This window comes from Neptuniibacter sp. QD37_11, from assembly GCF_047778105.1.
Lineage (GTDB): Bacteria > Pseudomonadota > Gammaproteobacteria > Pseudomonadales > Balneatricaceae > Neptuniibacter.
Map to the genome: position 1 here is coordinate 231,598 of NZ_CP180552.1, position 16,760 is coordinate 248,357.

Consider the following 16,760-nt stretch of genomic DNA (forward strand, 5'->3'; position numbering starts at 1 on the left):
TAAAAGTGATTCGTGTCATAATTACTTATTAGCTTAATGGCAGATTAACATTCTGGAATAAATATTAAAACAAATGTTTTAATTCTTGTATTTCAGTATGTTAGTAGTGAATTTTAACCGGATTTCACGGTATCACAGGTTCGTTTTATCGGCTTCTTAATGCGAAGCTTTAGTGTTTTTTTGAAGGTTTTTTAAAAAATGTCACGATTAAATCCACGTCAGAAAGAAGCAGTGGAATACATAGGCGGCCCATTATTGGTGCTCGCAGGTGCTGGATCGGGTAAAACCAGTGTAATTACCCGGAAGATAGCTTACCTGATTAACCAGTGTGGTATTGCTGCGCGCAATATTGCGGCGGTGACATTTACCAACAAAGCTTCACGAGAGATGAAAGAGCGTGTGATGTCTCTGCTTCAAGGCGGGGATGCCAAAGGCCTGACGGTCGCGACCTTTCATAACCTTGGTTTGACCATTATTAAACGTGAATATAAGGCGCTAGGATTTAAGCCGGGCTTCTCGATTTTTGATGATCAGGATACTAAGGCACTGCTGAAAGACCTGATGCTGCAAAACAATGAAGAGAGCGACCAAGTGGATATGGTGCAGAACTGTATCTCCAATTGGAAGAACGAGATGCTCACCCCCGATGAAGCACTCGCTCAAGCGCAACTTCCACAAGATATTTTGGCTGCGCGTGCTTACGAAAGTTACGAACAGCACCTACGTGCCTATAACGCCGTAGATTTTGATGATCTTATCCTGATTCCTGTACGTCTGTTTGCTTCTCAACCTGAAGTGTTGGAGCGATGGCAGAATCGTCTGCGCTACCTGCTGGTGGATGAGTATCAGGACACTAACTTGTCCCAGTATCGTTTGGTACGGCAATTGGTTGGCCATAGGGGCGCATTAACAGTGGTAGGGGACGATGACCAGTCGATCTATGCGTGGCGTGGTGCGCGTCCAGAAAACCTCAACCAGTTAGAACATGATTACCCAAGCCTTAAAGTGGTTAAATTGGAGCAGAACTATCGTTCCACCAGTTTGATCCTAAAAGCAGCCAACACGTTGATCGCCAACAACCCTCACGTTTATGAGAAGACCTTATGGAGTGAGATGGGTATGGGTGATCCAATCAAAGTTATCCACACGCGCAACGAAGATGCCGAGTGTGATCGTATAGCGATGGAAATTACCGATCTACACCTGCGTAGAAATGTGCAGTTTAAAGATATGGCGATCTTGTATCGTGGTAACTTTCAGGCGCGTTTATTGGAGATGAAGCTTCAGCACTACCAAGTCCCATACAAGTTGAATGGCGGTACCTCTTTCTTCTCCCGTGCTGAGATCAAAGACTTGATGAGTTATCTCAAGGTATTGGTCAATCCAGATGATGATAACGCCTTTCTGCGAATCATTAATTTACCGCGCCGAGAGATCGGCCCGAGCACACTGCAAAAGCTAGGGCAGTACTCTTTAGACCGTCAGATCAGTATGTTCACTGCTTGTGATGAATTAGGCCTAGAACAGGTGATGCCTGCAAATGCCGTTGAGCGTTTACGCCGTTTCTGTACTTGGATGCAGCATATCTATCGCCAATGTCACAGTGGTGATCCGATAGCGGCTATCCACGAGATGATCCGTGATATCGACTACGAAGGCTGGATTGTGCAAAACAGCTCCAGCGAAGCGATGGCTGAAAAGCGGATGCAGAACGTCTGGTTCCTGATCGAATCCTTAAAGTCGACATTGGAGCGCTTGCAAGAAGAGGATCCTGATGCAGGTATCCAAGAAGCGATCAATCGCCTGATGCTTATCGACATGCTGGATCGACAAGAGGAAGAAGACGACTCAAACCGTGTGCAGCTGATGACTCTGCATGCCTCTAAAGGTTTGGAGTTCCCTCATGTCTACCTAATGGGCATGGAAGAGGAGTTACTGCCGCATCGAAACAGTATCGAAACCGATAATGTCGAAGAAGAGCGTCGCCTTGCCTATGTAGGGATCACCCGTGCTAAGCAATGTCTCACCATTACGCTCGCTAAACAGCGTAAGCAATATGGCGAAGTGATGGACTGCATGCCGAGTCGTTTCTTGGATGAGTTGCCACCTGAAGATCTTGAGATCGAAGGGGCAGGCGAGAAGTGCCAAGTGCAAAACCAGAAACGTGGTCAAGCTACGTTGAATAGCCTTAAGAATCTATTCGACTAAAAACCGCAGACACAAAAAAGGCCGCAATCGCGGCCTTCTTTATGCTCAGAACTAAGTGATTACTTAGCGCTGTCTAGCATGTGCTGAATCGCACCTTGGATCTCTTCATCAGAACAGTCAGCACATAGGCCACGTGGTGGCATTGCGTTGATACCATTGATAGCGTTCGCTAGAAGAGTTTCCATGCCTTTGCCTGCACGGTCAGCCCAGTCAGAAGAACCGTACATTGGAGCACCAGCTGCGCCAGTTGCGTGGCAACCTGCACATTTAGCTGTGTATACTTCTTCAGCAGAACGAGCTGCACCACCCGCAGGTGCTGCTGCAGGCGCGCCACCACAAGTGTCATCGCCTTCGATACAAACAGAACCAACTGCCTTGATTCGTTCAATTACTGCTTCATCGTTAGAAGTAGCTTGTACAGATGCGCTAAGAGCAACACCTAGACCTAAAGCAACTAAAGCTGAAGTGATTTTTTTCACAGTCACGACCTCTCAATCAACCATAAATTGTTATATGGGCAGCGTGGCCTGTCAGGATGCCCGGCCTCAAGAGGTGCTCAGGGGCGGATATTCAGACACGACTGCTCAAAGTTTCACCGGCTGCGGATTATAGCGATAAATAATCACAACTGAAATGGGGCTTTGGCAGTGGAAGCACTTATCGGCCCGATTTGAGTAAATATTTTGATCATTCTCTATAAAAAGGGCGAAAAACAGGCATCTACAGGAGATAGATCAACCTAAAAACATGCATTTAAGGAAATCTTGTTTATACTAAGGTCTAAACTCTTGGTTAGGAAACCTGAAATGTCCAGCAATGGAATGTCTGAAACATGCGCTTGCATCCAAGCAGACGCAAAGCCGGAAGAGATGGAAAGCTTCAACCTCCTGAGCGCTATCCCCAATCAACGTATTTACCGTTGCAGTAACTGCAATGCATTCCTTGCTTACACAGAAAAGACCCAAGAGTGGGAAGTCCTCCTACAAGGTGATTTAGAAACCGAAATCAAAACCTTGTACCGACCCGAGCCGACAGACGTTACTTTCGAATAATACTTGGCGAATCATATAGGCATGGGTAGAATACTGCCCGCAAACCTTCTTGAGTGCGCCTGTAGCTCAGCTGGATAGAGTAGCAGGTTCCGATCCTGTTGGTCGGGGGTTCGAATCCCTCCAGGCGCGCCACTTTTTCTATCGTAGTAATCTTTCTCCTCGCACTTCGCTGATTTAATGTACCGATCTGGAGGGTGAATCGAGCAGCGCGACATAACATCGGAGCTTACGACGATGGCCCGAAGGGTGAGCGCAGCGAATAATCCCGTTCTTATCTATTTCCTTTTGCTTTTTCCTATTCGATTTTTGCTACCCCATCCAGCCCAGCTACAGGTGCATGCCAAGAGTATTTGCGAGCAGTAAGTACCGATGGTCATAGTGTCGCAGGGAGTGTTTGTAGATCTGTTTCCGGTGGAAGGGTTCTACAAGCGAAAAATCATTCAGCTCTGCGTCAGCTGTAATCTATTATCAATAGACTCATCCCTACTTTGTTTCAGGAATATCAAAGATGAAAAAGTTCATAACAGGAATTGTTATTACATTTCTCTCAGTGTCATTACCGCTGACAGTTGCTCATGCTGACCCTAAAAACAAGGCTGATCGGGAAGCAGCTAAAGAGCAACGGAAAAATGAACGTGAAAGTATGAAGCGTGATGAAGAGCTTCTCAGAAAACAGCGTAAGCGGGATCTTGAGGATGAACGCGAAGCTTCGGAAAGAGATGGAAGAACGTGAGAGGGAAGCACGTAAAGAAAGTGAAAAGATGGAGCGTGAAGCGCGAAAGGATCGTGAAGAGTACGAACGCGAATTGAAAAAAGACCGTGAAGAAGCGCAAAGAGAGCGGCGAAAAGATAAGGCTGAGTATGAGAGGGAGTCACGAAAGGATTAACTTGATCTTTGTCCACAGCCTTTGGCTGTTCCTCTCATCCAAAGGAAAACTCCAAAACCGTTTGCGGGGCGTATTCACCGGTGGCTATTGTGCTGCATGAAGAACGTTCTGTAGACCAGTCTCCGAGGGAGACGGTCTACATGAGGGCTAACAGAAACAAATAAATTGCTTTGATTCTTTGCTTGGGCTACTAACAACCTCGTTTAGGATGACACTTTGTGCTACCTGAGCCTGAATCATCGTCAGTGCTGCTACTTGAATCGACGCTGATTTCTTCACTCAAGACCCATTCAGAAGAGCCTGCACTATTGGACGCTCGTAGACGGTACTTGTATGTTCCGTCGCTTGGGCTATGGGAAAAATCAGTAGTATCTGCGGAGATTTGGCTGTTATCAGAATTTAGCAAGTCAGAATATGCTCCCCACTTTTTACCACGTGCTTTTTTACTAACTTGTAACTCATACCATTCTTCTGTATCCACATCAGTCCAAGATAAAGAAACGTTTCCAGCTTCAACAAAAGGACTTAGGAATGTAGGTGCGTTTGGTGGTTGAAGTGTTGGTTCTGGGTCTGTAGGAGTTCCAGTAGGTAAGGCTTGCATTGCTAAATGTGCATCTACGATGCCCGTACCGCAACCGTTACATGTAGCAGGGAATGGACGAACATTTTCTTTTAATAGCTGCTCGATCTCTGCAGGGGTTATCGACGTATTTTCAGAATATAGCAGTGCAGCCAATCCAGAAATATGTGGTGCGGCCATACTAGTGCCAGCCATGCCTACATATCTTTCGTTACCAGGCCCTGTTATACCGTCATTGTGTGTCGAAACTACGTATGTGCTTGTGCTGGTACTTCCCTCACCGCCTGGGGCCGCTATATCAACAAGGTCGCCATAATTGGAATAATTTGCCTTGCCTCCGCTTCGGTTAACCGCTGCAACATTGATAACATTTGAACAGCTTGCTGGGGTGAAATTAGCTGTATTGGTGTTGCTGTTACCAGCAGAGACAACAACGCTTACGTTGTTAGAGACTGCATAATTAATAGCAGCTTGCATTGAAGAGTTGGGATCACAGCTACTGCTTCCCCCCAAACTCATGTTAATAACATTTGCACCGTTATCAGTTGCCCAGTGGATGGCATCTGCAATATCTGAGTAAGTTCCTCCGCCAACACCAAGCACACGAACATGCATCAGTTGAACGCGGTCATATCCCACTCCCGCTAATCCATTACTGTTGTTCGTTACGGCACCGACAGTACCTGCTACGTGAGTGCCATGCCAACTACTGTAGTCTGCTTTTGCTGCATTAGGGTCAATATTATCACCAGGGTCACTAGGATCAGAATCTCGTCCATTGCCATCATTCGCAATGTCGGCATAACTAATCATGTCATAACCAGGAATAGTATTAGCGTTTAAATCTGAGTGATCAGTACTTCCGGTGTCAAGAATGGCTACAACCGCTTTTTGGTAGCTGCCATCAAGGTTTTCCCATGCTTGTGTCACATTTAACCCACCCGGTTCGCTTGGGCTGGAGTTCGGCCCAAAGTAATGCCACTGGTAATCTTGAAGCAGAGGATCGTTAGGAAGTGCGAAAGGAACCATGTGGATGTCTGGCTCCGCATGGGAAATGCCTTCAATTTTAGATAATGCTTTTGCTAGACCTTTGGCTTGGTTGGGAGATTTTAGTTCATCAAGTTGAAAAATTAGACGCCCACTTGCTGTTTCGCGAAGAAAACTCATAGGTATGCCGGCTGCTTGGGAGAGGCGACCTGCTTCAAATCGACCATTTGCAAACTTATCGTCAAACTTAACAATCAACTGATCCGTACCCGTTGCAGTCGGCGCAGCGTATAGGTACATGGGAGAGGATGAAAGCAACAGCGATGCTAGAAGTGCTTTTGGAGTATTGATCTTATTGAGGGAAGGCATGATTGTTCCTCATTAGTTCTTATTTCAAAATCTCTATTGAATATTCAAGCAGCAATAAACGCACCAAAAAAACCAAAATCGTTAAATATTAATAGAATTTAACCATGCCTAGATTTTATCTATTTTAGAAAAAATTAATAGAAAAGATTTATTAAAATTTTATCTACATTTTTGTTCTAGCTTTCTGTTTTTATTACTTGCCTGTCGCACAGAAATGCTTGCACCAAAAGTGCTTAAAGTTTGTTTTTTTCTAGCTAGTCTTGAAGGGAATTGATCTAGGTTTTTAGTAAAATCACATAAAAAATAGTTGGACCTTTTGCTGGTCATATCCGTTATTGAATTAAATAAGAAGTATATAAATGAGATGCATTTTGTTTTGCAAAATGAGAAAAATTATTTTTCACCTATCATAACTGGATGATCGTTACATTTTTAGTGCAGGGGCGGCATAACCCTAATCAACTTCCCATTTCCCTCATCAGTCAAAAGATAAATAGCCCCTTCTTTATCAACTTCGATATCCCTGATGCGGAGGTCTAAATCTTCCAAATAACGATGTTCTTCGAATTTTTGATTCGTCTCTGAAGAACCGGAGGCCTTGGTAAGTCGATTAAGATGACTGCCCTTTAATGCGCCGATTAGAAAATCACCTTGCCACTCTGTGAATAGGTCTGCTTCATAGCGCACCAAACCTGAGGGAGCGATTGAGGGTACGTAATAATATTCCGGTTGCTGCATTCCTTGTTTATGTGTTCCTTCACCAATCGATGGCCCCCAGTACTCCTTGCCGTAAGTAATGATTGGCCAACCATAGTTTTTTCCTTTCTGGATTAGATTTAGTTCGTCTCCACCCCTAGGGCCGTGTTCATGAATCCAGATATTGCTTTGAGAATCGATAAACATCCCTTGTGGATTTCTGTGGCCATAGCTGTAAATACTTTCTGGGATAGGCTTGCCTGAGTTGTCTGTCATGCCTATAAATGGATTGTCTTTTGGGGTGCTACCATCTTTGTTGATGCGATGGATTTTCCCCGCGTGATCAGACAGATCCTGAGAGCGATGGCGTTGCCCTCTATCGCCCACGCTGATAAATAAGTTGTCATCTGCTAAGGCGAGACGTGAACCATAGTGGTGGACTTTGCCGCTGTATGGGAGGGCTGTGAATAATACTGTCCAATTGACTAATTCGAGGTCTGGGCTGAGTTCTGCAGAGGCCACGCGAGTAGTCGATCCTTTCGATCTGTCTTGGTGGCTGAAACTGACATATAGCTTTCGGTTGCTTGTAAAAAGAGGATCACTGAGCACGTCTAACAGCCCGCCTTGACCATCAGGGTTAATATCCTCAGGCCAGCCGGTCACTTTCTGTTTCTTGCCTGTGTTTGTATCGACAATCCAACCACCGACCTCTTTTTCTGTGATCAGCAATTCATGATCACTTATCCATGTCATGCCCCAAGGGTATTCGATACCTTGAGCTATGACCTTTGTATTTAGGTTGGTTGCTGCTGAGACGGGCAGTGATAAAGACAGTCCTGCTATAGCTATAAAAACTACTCCAAGAATAGGTCGTTTATATAAGTTCAACGCTCTCATCGAAATGGCCTCATTGAATACGCTATTGGTTGGTCATGAATAATTAAAATTCGTACGTCATGCTTTTAGAGATCAGATCATTAAGATTAGTTTAAATCAAAAGTGAGCGGGTTAACTGTTTTCTCATTTATAGGTTTCACTGTTCATTAATGTTTAGATTCTAAATAGCACTTTGCTTTCAAAACGTTAAACTCGCTACTCTCTTTTTAAACTGATACCTTTTGCAGGTAAAAATGGGCTTAACAATAAAAGGGACAATAAAAAAATGAGCATGAAACAGATCTCCACGCTGCTTGTGGGACTTGCGCTAATTACATCGTTTCAAGCTAAAGCCGATTGGCAGAATGCGGATAACTATAGACAGAGTGATAAGACCGATATCTACCTAGCTGCCTCCTTGAATGCTTATACGGCAGCGAATGTTAACCTTGAAGGCTTGAACCAGGCTCCTTTGTATTGTCAGCCAGAAAAAGTGGATTTAGGCCCAGAACATGCTGTCTCTATTTTCGAGAAAGAACTGCAATACCGTATGATGGATGGCTCTAGAAATAGCCCTTTCTGGAAGGAAACCGATCTCGAGTATGTTTTATTGTGGGGTCTGCAACGTGCTTTCCCTTGTGAGTAAGTGAGTCTAATTTCTCAGCTCTTACTTCGACCTCCAAGCATATGCCAAAAGATTCACAGCGCTATATTCATCGATAGGAGACATCGAGCTAGGTTTCTCCTATCAATCTGACTGCGTTCTAGTCTTCGAAGCGCTCTGGTTGAGCATTTTTAAAATGTTGATCATCCTATCTTCCAATTCATTCCTATAACCCGCATTTAATCTCTTTCCTATACTGAATCCAGAGTTCAACCTTACTGGCAATAACCTAAAGGAAAGTCACTGTGGCTAGAGATAAACCGGTTCCATCGAGTCGTGCAGGCCGTTTACTCAGGTTGGGCCGTCTTGCTGGTGGAATTGCAGGTGAGATGATCTCTGAAGGGGCGAGCCAACTGCTAGCAGGTAAGAGAGTTAAAGCCATTGATCTGCTGCTAACACCTGAAAATGCTAGGCAACTGACGGATAAGTTATCGGAGATGCGCGGCGCGGCCATGAAGGTTGGCCAGTTATTATCAATGGAGGCTGGCGACTATCTTCCACCTGAACTTACCGATGTTTTAGCGACCCTGCGCGAGAGCGCTTATACCATGCCACAAGGGCAAGTGGCTGATGTATTGGAGAACACATGGGGAAGAGGCTGGGAAGATGAGTTCGAGCGCTTCTCTTTTACACCGCTAGCGGCGGCCTCTATCGGGCAAGTTCACGAGGCTAAAACTAAACAAGGCCAGCACCTTGCGATAAAAATTCAGTATCCCGGGGTGCGCGATAGTATCGATAGCGATGTAAATAATGTCTCTACGTTGTTTAAACTGTTACGGTTGGTACCAAAAGGGTATGACCTTTCCCCACTTTTAGCTGAGGCGAAACGGCAGCTGCATCAAGAAGCTGATTATAACGCTGAAGCTGCCAGTATCACCGAATATGGTCGTTGTCTCGGAAGTGATTCTAACTTCACATTGCCTACAGTGGATAGTTCACGCAGTAGTGCAGAAGTTCTCTCAATGTCATTTGTGCCGGGTGTGCCTATAGAATCACTGGCTGGTGAATCGAGTCTGGTTCGCAATCAGATCGCCACCCGCATGTTGTCTCTGATGTTCAAAGAAGTCTTTGAATGGCAATTGGTTCAGACCGATGCCAATTTTGCGAATTATAGATACCAAGCCGATAAGGAGTGTATCGGCTTATTGGATTTTGGTGCGACAAGGCGTTACCCAACTGAGTTTATCGAACAGCTAAGGCAATTGATGACGGCTGCACGGGATGATGACCTTCCTGCTATCGAAACTTATGCCATAGCGTTGGGCTATCTCCGGACAGATGAGGATCCGGTTTATCGGCAAGGGTTATGCGAAATGATTCGTATGGTTGCGGAACCTCTACGGCAAGAGGGTTGTTTCGACTTTGGATTTTCAGATCTATCAAAGCGGGTGGCAAATCAGGCGATCTCCTTACGTGTGCGTCAGCGCTATCTGTATCTACCGTCGACAGATGTACTGTTTTTACATCGGAAGTTTGCGGGTACTTACCTACTTTGTGCACGTTTGCGCGCGCAGGTAGATATTGCCTCCTTGATCAAACCTTATCTCGTCTAATCATTAGAATTGCCCGGATCTCTCCGCTTTTTCCAGCATCCTTAAAAGTTTGCTGTGTGCTTGGGTTTGTTGCGGACACTGATCTCGACACCAAGCGCTTAACGTCACCAAAAAAATCCCTGTAAGTGCAATTTCCTGAATCTGACGGCGTCGGCCGCCAGCATTTAGCTCCGCCATATCAAGCCATAGTTGGACTAAGCGTGAGAGGTCAAAAATCATGGGGACCCAGTGATGAATATGCGGCGGATGTAGCTTTGCTTTAAGCATCTGAGAGGTAACTGCATGATAGGGAGCGAGTGCTTTAAACCAGCTCCAAATAATATGATCCAAACGTGCTGCTGCGGACAAGCTAGTCATCTCATGTCTATCTACTGAGAGCATGGTTTCTAGGGCCTGTGAAAACCAGAAATCGGCAATCGCATTGGTATCGGCAAAGTGTTTATAAATCTCGCTGATTGAAGTGTCACAATGCACCGCGATATCGACCAAATTGAGGTCGTACCAGTTTCCCTGCTGTTGCGCTAAAGCTAACGCAGTCTTGAGAATGGATTGGGCGTCCAAACTCTCTGGATTAGGTTGGGCATCATTCATAATTTACGCTTCGTTTAACAAGGACGAGTTATCTAACTTCGAACCGAGTACGTTTAAGGGTCATGTTAAACAGTATAGGGCAGCAATTTGATGCTAAAAGGAGGGAGAGATGGGGTTAGGTTGTTGGATTTTTATAAGCGCCCAGCTTTCCTTAAACGACGTGTCACCAGCCAATGGTACAACTTGCTGCTTAGAGGTCTTATTAGTGGCAGGCTTATAAACCAGCCAATGAGCCGATAGCTAGGTACTCTTTGCATCAGGATTCGATAGGCATCCAACTCTGAGTAGATGGTCCCATCAGTGTCTCGAATATGTAGTTCCGTTAAAGCTTTATGTGGGTCTATGCCTAGTTCAAGCAGTTCTTTTTCTTTGTTAGTGATATCCAACCATTCGATCATTTCTGAAGCGTTAGGATCTTTGCTCTCGTAGTTTTTGCGATCTTGGACGCAGCGAGGGCAGGAGCCGTCATAAAAAACAGTAATTTTGTTTTGGCTATCAGACATGGCTTTCCGTCTCGTTAAAGAGGAGTACCTAAAGTTTGGGCCAAATCTACCTAAAAGGACATTGGAATTTATAGTGCTTCATTGCGCCAGTTTTTTACGCTGGAAAACAACGGGCTTAATCAAATACTCTAAGATTAAAAGCGAAACTCCCGTAAGGATTGGGAGTAAAAGTTTGCGTTTGAGCGCCGCGCTCATGACCTAACCTCTCGACTAACCTGATTAGGATATGGTGATATAGAGGCTAAGAATACCGTTTTGAAGCGTTTTATGTATCGACTTTTTATGTAATATGATTAAGCAATTATTAGCTTAAATGTTGAGGAAAGCCATGTTTCGAGTGTTAAAAAGCTTATTGTTAAGCATGGTATTTATATCTAGTGTTAATGCTAATGCTGGACTGATACGTGTCGCTTTAAATGACTTTCCAGGTCCGGATATGCTGCCAACTTTAATCGCAATTGAGCGATCTAAAGAGAGAGGCTTGGCTATTAAAGTTGACTATATGCTTTCCGAAGAGAAGGCATTGCTCGCTATTTTGAATAATCGCGCAGATATCGGTATGGGAGTGCCTTACCAGAAGGTTCAGCAAACCGATGTGCCATTACGTATGTTCTTTCAGATAAATAAACTTCGTTTTCATCCCGTAGTAGATTCCCGTTATTTTAACAGCTGGGAAGAGCTGGATGGTGAGGATATGTATTCTCATGGTAAAGGTTCAGGTACGGAAGCGATGGTTAAAATGATGGCCAAAAAGCATGGTATCAAGTACCGAAAGATGGTCTATCTTTCTGGCTCTGGTGTGCGCGCAAATGCAATGGTAAATGGAAGAGTTCATGCGACTGTTGTCGATACAGAACGCAAAAACAAGTTAATTGCTCGCCCTAATTCCCCTTTTAAAGTTCTTCCAATCGAGAAAATTAATGCTACAGATGAAGCGTTGTTTGCTAATGAAACCTTTATCCGCGCTAATCCAAAAGAGCTGGGTATTTTAGTAGAAGAACTTTTATTTGTTTGGAATCGAATGAATCGAGAGCCTGCATTTATTGTGGATCAGCGTAATAACTATGGATTACTGCCGAAAGTGGCAGACATTAAAATACTTCAATATGTGCAGGAAATGGTTGCTGAGGGAGCTTTCTCTAACGATGGTGGTCGAACTTCGGCATTTTCTGCTGATATAGAATTTTATGGATTTGCGGGAACGATTAAAAAACCGGAAGAGCAAAAATTAGAGCATTTTTGGAACTTTTCAATTCTTGATAAGGCTCTCGATTCTCCCTCTATTGTTCAATGATCGACAGGGGGGGTAAGCTTATTGCAGTTTTTTTCAGCTAAGATTTCTTGGCGCCCTGTCGCCATTAGTCTTGGAAGGTTAATAATGCGAACGGTTAATTCGGGATGGTAAAGACCGTGGCTATTGATTGATTCACAGACATAAGTGGCAAACTTGTCGTGGTTTTCAGATTGTTGTGTAGTACCAATCTTAAATGTTGTTGCATTAATCCATGCGGCATCTAAAGCGATAGGCTCGAGTTTGCTTTGGAATCTGAGTTCAATTTTTTGGTGTAGGGTACTGTAATTTTTTGTTGCGTGTGCGTTGAGCGATAATGAAAGCACAAGAAAGATAAGTCCGAAATTTCTCATGGGTGTCTTACCCCTTAGTATACTTGGCGACGGAGAGGTTGCTCGGTCTGACTTCCCAGTGAGAGTAAGTCCCACCCCTCTATGATGCCATGATTCCATATACTGCCGCAGACTGCGCAGTAATATGAAGTTGTAGAATTGTGTCTCGATATTTTGATGAGTAACGGATGGCCGTTTTCATGCGCCAAAAGAGTTCTGCAGTGCGGGCAGAATGTATCGTCTTCCTTGTCCATACTATGCAATTCCTTTCAATTCTTTTGTTGCAGTGCAGCATGTATGATACTTTTTGTCTTTTTATGTCAATACGTTTTGTAAGGTTTTAGGTTTTTCATATTGATGTGATTATTCTTAAACATGATTTCTGAAACGAGGGGACCGAGGTATAGGTTCCGTATGATAATGAATACAGATGCTGTTCTTGTCAGAGTTTATGTATAAGTTCTTTATAAATTTTTAATTCGATCCCTTTGCTATACAACTGCCTAGAGAGCTCTTCATCGTCGATTAGCTTTGACTGGCGCAGACGAGTGAGTTCGGAGCAATAATTGCCTATGTAAAGAGCTTGACTGTTTAGGTCCATACTCTCCAATTTAACCTTGCTCTGATATGTAAGAATGGGTCTGATCCAATCAGGATTTAGTGCCCATTCTTTCAATGCCATTAAGGTAAATTTGTGACTGTAGCGATCCATGATGTCAATGAAGAAGGATTTGGACGGGTATGTGCCAGGTGCTTCTGTTTCAAGAACATCAATGAGGAGTTTAAAGATGACTAACTTGCCTACATCATGAAGTAACCCGTTGAGGTAAGCCTGAAATTCATTCATCCCTTTAGAGGATGCGTATAAAGCAGCCATTGTTGCCACATCATGGGAGTGCTGCCATATGTTAGCGCCAAAAAACCGGAAATAGACAGAATTGATTTTCAGGTTGTCGACCATCAATGTGCTGATTACGAGCTTTCTTATTTCATCATTGCCCATCATGATTACAGCATCATCAATGCTTTCAATTTCTGTTTTACTACAGCGATAAAAGGCAGAATTTGCTAGATGGAGTAACTTTCCAAGTAATACAGGATCTTCTTTGACGGTTGCAACAATTTTAGAGGAACACACGTTCTCATCAATTAAAGCTTCCATCAATTCTAGAGAAGCATTGGCGATCTTAGGAATAGTATCGGGATTGAAATTAGTAAGTTCGGCCATTACTTTAGCGACGAGCTTGTCATCTAACTCGTTTGTATTGCCAATACTATTATGTTCATTTTTCACATTTTGCTCTAGAAGCGTGCTTATAAAAAGCTGAGAGATCTCCTCTGCAGTTGCTTGCGGAGCTCTACGTTTTGTCTCTGAAACTTGAGGTGAGTTTGCTTCTTTTTTTTTGAATAGGGACTTAAAAATCACTCTAAACACCAACTTTTAAGGTTGTGCTACTACTAAGTCCCTTAAGAATAGCTGACTTCTATTACGTGTGATCTGATCTTGGTCACAATTATGAATGGTTGCTCATTATAAAGGCTTTACTTATATAAGGAATTAACTCTTTAGTTACAGGTAGATCGTAGGCTTTGAGTATTAATTGGTGTTGCCCGATAAAAAGTAGAAGTGCTGCTTGCCCGAAAAAGCAGCATCATTAAGCGTAATAACACCTCTATTTCTAATTTTATGCGGTCTAATAAATGAAGCTGTACGTGTCACAGCTTCATTTATTAACGTGTGGTTTTAATCGGTTAGGCTTCTATAACAACTTTGCCAAAGTGTTTAGCGCCTGCCATATATTCGTATGCATCTTGGGCATCGCTGAACGAGAACGTTTTATCTATAACAGGGGTTAGGTTTTGCTCAGTCATAAACTCAGTCAACTGAGTAAGCATTTCGGTACTACCTACATAGATACCTTGTATTCTCAAAAGGTTAAAAATCGTCATTAAGCTGATAGTCGGGTTTTCTAAGCCGCTTAGAATGCCAATTACGGACACAGTACCATTAACTTTTGTAGAAGCAACGGACTTCTCGAAGGTGCCTGCCCCCCCAACTTCTAAAACGTTATCAACGCCCTGGCCGTTGGTAAGTTTAAGCACTTCTTCTTCCCAATCTGGTGAAGTTTTGTAGTTGATTGTGTGGTCGGCTCCTAGTGCTCTTGCGCGCTCCAGTTTCTCATCATTGGATGAAGTTATGATCACTTTTGCACCTTTGGCTTTCGCTAGCTGTAAGCCAAAAATAGAAACCCCTCCCGTACCTAACAGAAGAACTGTATCGCCTGGCTTAATGCTGCCAACATTAACTAGGGCGTGCCAAGCGGTTGTTGCTGCGCAGGGGAGGGTTGATGCTTCACTGTAAGATAGATGTTCAGGGATTTTTACCGTGCAATCTTCTTGCAGAATAAAGTAGTCCGCTAGCACGCCATCTATTGCGCCACCCAGAGCTGAATTAAGACCTTGATCATTGATCTCGCCATCTACCCAGTGTTGGAAAAAGTTACCAATGACTCTGTCGCCTGCCTTAAATTGAGTAACCTCGTCACCCACACTAACCACTTCGCCAGCGCCGTCAGACAGAGGGATGATTGGGCGTACATCATTCCGTACATAGCCACCTAAAGTAATTAACGTATCTCTATAGTTAAGAGAACAGGCCTTCATCTTAACCAGAATCTCTTTGCCATTGGGTTTAGGCGTTTCTATTTCGATTTGCTTAATCGCTTGAATGCCTTCGGCGGAATCTACTTGGTACGCGCGCATAACTGTTCTCCACTAAATGTTGTAGGAAAGAGTGGCACTGAGATAAGGAAGGGGCAACTGCTAATATGAAAAATGGCTCTAAAGTAGTGAATTTTTAATAATCTATCGGGACAACGAAGGGTAGAGGGTTGGTGGTTCCGCTACCCTAATCAGCAGGAAAAATCTATTTTACGCAGCTCATGCTGTTTATATCGCGAGAACGGATGTTGAAATTATCCATTAGCTGACGGAAGGTTTCATCGCTCAATGCAGCTTTTTGGAACGTGCGATGGAAATTATGATCTACCTCTATTTCCGGTTGCGTTGTCATCTTTTTGTGCATTTGTGACAGAGTTATTAGGTTTGAATCGTACTGGGCGAGTTCAGCTTCTAGTTCCGGGGAGAGGTCAATCCAGTTGTTGATACTGCCCCAAGTTTGTACTTTGTCAGGGGTATGCTTGAGCGCTAATTTCACAGCAAGGACACGTCGTTCTATTGAAAGGAGCTGTGTGTCTCGGTAATGGTTTATACGCTCGGCATGTTCAGGTAACAGCTCCAAGGCGCGTTTGGTGCTTGCATGTTGCCATGTGGTTTGGGCTTTTGCATAGAGCTCAAATTTTTCGATGCAGCTGGTAGATTCAGCTAGAGCGCCGCCTGAAGTGCTTAAGATCATCAAGTAAGCTAAGAATCTCAATGGTAATCCTCTAGTTGAAAATAGTTTGGTATTTGTTCGATTTTAAAGTATTTGATCTAAAACGCTTTACGTCCTTAGCACTGAATATCTCTGTCTATAATTAAGAGGTTAATAACTAATTACAAATGCGTGATATGGCCTATCAGTATCAGATAGAAAATACTGGCAAATATATCCGAGTGGAAATCTTTGGTAGCCGCAAACCTGAGCATGCAGTGCGGGAAGCATTAGATGTGTGGGCAGTAATAGCTGAAACGGCACAATCTTTGGGGCAGCAAAAGGTGCTCTACCTCTCGCATATTTGTGGTTCTATACCAGTGATGGAAGCTTACGATGTGGTGGATCAGTTTGTTAATAATGATTGGACCCACTTGAAAATTGCTTATATCGATTTAGTGGATTCAGATGAGGATGATTTGATGATGCTAAAAGCGATCTGTTTTCAGCATGAGATACAATTTGAGTTCTTTGACAATGAGGAGCAAGGACAAGATTGGTTGAATAACTTAGACGATTAACGCGGACGATAACCGTTTTAACCTCTGTTTTGTATGATAATTAATCGCTTTGAAAATAAATTTAAAAATAGACTTGATTCGCGTCGGATAACTGCATATTATTCGCGTCCTCTTCTGAGATGTGCCGGTATAGCTCAGTTGGTAGAGCAACTGACTTGTAATCAGTAGGTCCCGAGTTCGACTCTTGGTGCCGGCACCACTTTCTCTCCTTTGCTAG

Annotated in this window: 17 protein-coding genes and 2 tRNA genes; 10 read left to right on the plus strand and 9 right to left on the minus strand. The window is 43.7% G+C overall.

Annotation, left to right across the window (positions count from 1 at the left end):
- Window positions 1–198: 198 nt before the first annotated feature.
- Window positions 199–2,208 carry a DNA helicase Rep gene (gene rep, locus ACMXYT_RS01010; protein ID WP_415899820.1) on the plus strand — a complete coding sequence of 670 codons (2,010 nt, stop codon included), beginning with the start codon at window positions 199–201 and terminating at the stop codon, window positions 2,206–2,208.
- Window positions 2,209–2,267: 59 nt separating this feature from the next.
- Here the strand turns inward: rep and ACMXYT_RS01015 are convergent, their stop codons facing one another.
- Window positions 2,268–2,687, minus strand: a complete 420-nt coding sequence (locus ACMXYT_RS01015; RefSeq protein ID WP_415889933.1) for a c-type cytochrome — start codon at window positions 2,685–2,687, stop codon at window positions 2,268–2,270.
- Window positions 2,688–3,014: 327 nt separating this feature from the next.
- Between ACMXYT_RS01015 and ACMXYT_RS01020 the strand changes: the two genes are divergently transcribed.
- From ACMXYT_RS01020 to ACMXYT_RS01035, 4 genes are all read left to right on the plus strand, one after another.
- Window positions 3,015–3,260 carry a hypothetical protein gene (locus ACMXYT_RS01020; RefSeq protein ID WP_415897346.1) on the plus strand — a complete coding sequence of 82 codons (246 nt, stop codon included), beginning with the start codon at window positions 3,015–3,017 and terminating at the stop codon, window positions 3,258–3,260.
- A gap of 55 nt (window positions 3,261–3,315) precedes the next feature.
- Window positions 3,316–3,392, plus strand: a tRNA-Arg gene (locus tag ACMXYT_RS01025).
- Between the two features lie 376 nt (window positions 3,393–3,768).
- A complete protein-coding gene (locus ACMXYT_RS01030; RefSeq protein WP_415899821.1) occupies window positions 3,769–3,993 on the plus strand; it encodes a hypothetical protein in 225 nt (74 codons plus the stop codon).
- Complete coding sequence (locus ACMXYT_RS01035; protein WP_415899822.1) at window positions 3,980–4,147, plus strand: hypothetical protein; 168 nt, start codon at window positions 3,980–3,982, stop codon at window positions 4,145–4,147. The genes ACMXYT_RS01030 and ACMXYT_RS01035 overlap by 14 nt, the downstream gene beginning before the upstream one ends.
- A 190-nt stretch (window positions 4,148–4,337) precedes the next feature.
- Here the strand turns inward: ACMXYT_RS01035 and ACMXYT_RS01040 are convergent, their stop codons facing one another.
- Together ACMXYT_RS01040 and ACMXYT_RS01045 are read right to left on the minus strand one after the other, a co-directional pair.
- Window positions 4,338–6,083, minus strand: coding sequence for a S8 family serine peptidase (locus ACMXYT_RS01040; protein ID WP_415899823.1), 1,746 nt, complete (start codon window positions 6,081–6,083; stop codon window positions 4,338–4,340).
- 432 nt (window positions 6,084–6,515) lie between these two features.
- Window positions 6,516–7,676, minus strand: coding sequence for a PQQ-dependent sugar dehydrogenase (locus tag ACMXYT_RS01045; RefSeq protein WP_415899824.1), 1,161 nt, complete (start codon window positions 7,674–7,676; stop codon window positions 6,516–6,518).
- Between the two features lie 265 nt (window positions 7,677–7,941).
- On the opposite strand from ACMXYT_RS01045, the gene ACMXYT_RS01050 reads away from it, so the two are divergent.
- Together ACMXYT_RS01050 and ACMXYT_RS01055 are read left to right on the plus strand one after the other, a co-directional pair.
- A complete protein-coding gene (locus tag ACMXYT_RS01050) occupies window positions 7,942–8,301 on the plus strand; it encodes a hypothetical protein (RefSeq protein WP_415899825.1) in 360 nt (119 codons plus the stop codon).
- Between the two features lie 263 nt (window positions 8,302–8,564).
- Window positions 8,565–9,872, plus strand: coding sequence for an ABC1 kinase family protein (locus ACMXYT_RS01055; protein WP_415899826.1), 1,308 nt, complete (start codon window positions 8,565–8,567; stop codon window positions 9,870–9,872).
- Between the two features lie 3 nt (window positions 9,873–9,875).
- Here the strand turns inward: ACMXYT_RS01055 and ACMXYT_RS01060 are convergent, their stop codons facing one another.
- Complete coding sequence (locus ACMXYT_RS01060; protein WP_415899827.1) at window positions 9,876–10,463, minus strand: TetR/AcrR family transcriptional regulator; 588 nt, start codon at window positions 10,461–10,463, stop codon at window positions 9,876–9,878.
- Window positions 10,464–10,594: 131 nt separating this feature from the next.
- Window positions 10,595–10,966: a thiol-disulfide oxidoreductase DCC family protein gene (locus tag ACMXYT_RS01065; RefSeq protein WP_415893119.1), complete on the minus strand. Its 372-nt coding sequence runs from the start codon at window positions 10,964–10,966 to the stop codon at window positions 10,595–10,597.
- A 328-nt stretch (window positions 10,967–11,294) separates the two neighbouring features.
- Between ACMXYT_RS01065 and ACMXYT_RS01070 the strand changes: the two genes are divergently transcribed.
- Window positions 11,295–12,260, plus strand: coding sequence for an ABC transporter substrate-binding protein (locus tag ACMXYT_RS01070; RefSeq protein WP_415899828.1), 966 nt, complete (start codon window positions 11,295–11,297; stop codon window positions 12,258–12,260).
- Here the strand turns inward: ACMXYT_RS01070 and ACMXYT_RS01075 are convergent.
- The 4 genes from ACMXYT_RS01075 to ACMXYT_RS01090 form a co-directional block, all read right to left on the minus strand.
- Entirely contained in the window at window positions 12,254–12,610 is a 357-nt protein-coding gene (locus ACMXYT_RS01075) for a hypothetical protein (RefSeq protein WP_415911754.1), read from the minus strand. The two genes, ACMXYT_RS01070 and ACMXYT_RS01075, sit on opposite strands and share 7 nt — an antisense overlap.
- A 421-nt stretch (window positions 12,611–13,031) precedes the next feature.
- Window positions 13,032–14,015 (minus strand): HDOD domain-containing protein, encoded by a 984-nt coding sequence (locus tag ACMXYT_RS01080; RefSeq protein WP_415899830.1) that lies wholly within the window; start codon window positions 14,013–14,015, stop codon window positions 13,032–13,034.
- Window positions 14,016–14,341: 326 nt separating this feature from the next.
- Window positions 14,342–15,352 carry a zinc-dependent alcohol dehydrogenase family protein gene (locus ACMXYT_RS01085; RefSeq protein ID WP_415899831.1) on the minus strand — a complete coding sequence of 337 codons (1,011 nt, stop codon included), beginning with the start codon at window positions 15,350–15,352 and terminating at the stop codon, window positions 14,342–14,344.
- A 163-nt stretch (window positions 15,353–15,515) separates the two neighbouring features.
- Entirely contained in the window at window positions 15,516–16,025 is a 510-nt protein-coding gene (locus ACMXYT_RS01090) for a hypothetical protein (RefSeq protein ID WP_415899832.1), read from the minus strand.
- A gap of 125 nt (window positions 16,026–16,150) precedes the next feature.
- Here ACMXYT_RS01090 and ACMXYT_RS01095 point away from each other — a divergent pair, with 125 nt between their 5' ends.
- The gene (locus ACMXYT_RS01095; protein ID WP_415899833.1) at window positions 16,151–16,543 is read left to right on the plus strand and encodes a hypothetical protein; all 393 of its coding nucleotides are present in this window, start codon (window positions 16,151–16,153) and stop codon (window positions 16,541–16,543) included.
- A gap of 123 nt (window positions 16,544–16,666) precedes the next feature.
- Window positions 16,667–16,742, plus strand: a tRNA-Thr gene (locus ACMXYT_RS01100).
- Window positions 16,743–16,760 lie beyond the last annotated feature (18 nt).

What these genes read in the sequence shown, in the direction of transcription:
- ACMXYT_RS01075 (WP_415911754.1), bottom strand. Translation starts at nt 12,610, where the DNA reads ATGAGAAATTTCGGACTTATCTTTCTTGTGCTTTCATTATCGCTCAAC.
- ACMXYT_RS01095 (WP_415899833.1), top strand. Translation starts at nt 16,151, where the DNA reads ATGCGTGATATGGCCTATCAGTATCAGATAGAAAATACTGGCAAATAT.
- ACMXYT_RS01040 (WP_415899823.1), bottom strand. Translation starts at nt 6,083, where the DNA reads ATGCCTTCCCTCAATAAGATCAATACTCCAAAAGCACTTCTAGCATCG.
- ACMXYT_RS01060 (WP_415899827.1), bottom strand. Translation starts at nt 10,463, where the DNA reads ATGAATGATGCCCAACCTAATCCAGAGAGTTTGGACGCCCAATCCATT.
- ACMXYT_RS01030 (WP_415899821.1), top strand. Translation starts at nt 3,769, where the DNA reads ATGAAAAAGTTCATAACAGGAATTGTTATTACATTTCTCTCAGTGTCA.
- ACMXYT_RS01050 (WP_415899825.1), top strand. Translation starts at nt 7,942, where the DNA reads ATGAGCATGAAACAGATCTCCACGCTGCTTGTGGGACTTGCGCTAATT.
- ACMXYT_RS01045 (WP_415899824.1), bottom strand. Translation starts at nt 7,676, where the DNA reads ATGAGAGCGTTGAACTTATATAAACGACCTATTCTTGGAGTAGTTTTT.
- ACMXYT_RS01065 (WP_415893119.1), bottom strand. Translation starts at nt 10,966, where the DNA reads ATGTCTGATAGCCAAAACAAAATTACTGTTTTTTATGACGGCTCCTGC.
- rep (WP_415899820.1), top strand. Translation starts at nt 199, where the DNA reads ATGTCACGATTAAATCCACGTCAGAAAGAAGCAGTGGAATACATAGGC.
- ACMXYT_RS01070 (WP_415899828.1), top strand. Translation starts at nt 11,295, where the DNA reads ATGTTTCGAGTGTTAAAAAGCTTATTGTTAAGCATGGTATTTATATCT.
- ACMXYT_RS01020 (WP_415897346.1), top strand. Translation starts at nt 3,015, where the DNA reads ATGTCCAGCAATGGAATGTCTGAAACATGCGCTTGCATCCAAGCAGAC.
- ACMXYT_RS01085 (WP_415899831.1), bottom strand. Translation starts at nt 15,352, where the DNA reads ATGCGCGCGTACCAAGTAGATTCCGCCGAAGGCATTCAAGCGATTAAG.
- ACMXYT_RS01035 (WP_415899822.1), top strand. Translation starts at nt 3,980, where the DNA reads ATGGAAGAACGTGAGAGGGAAGCACGTAAAGAAAGTGAAAAGATGGAG.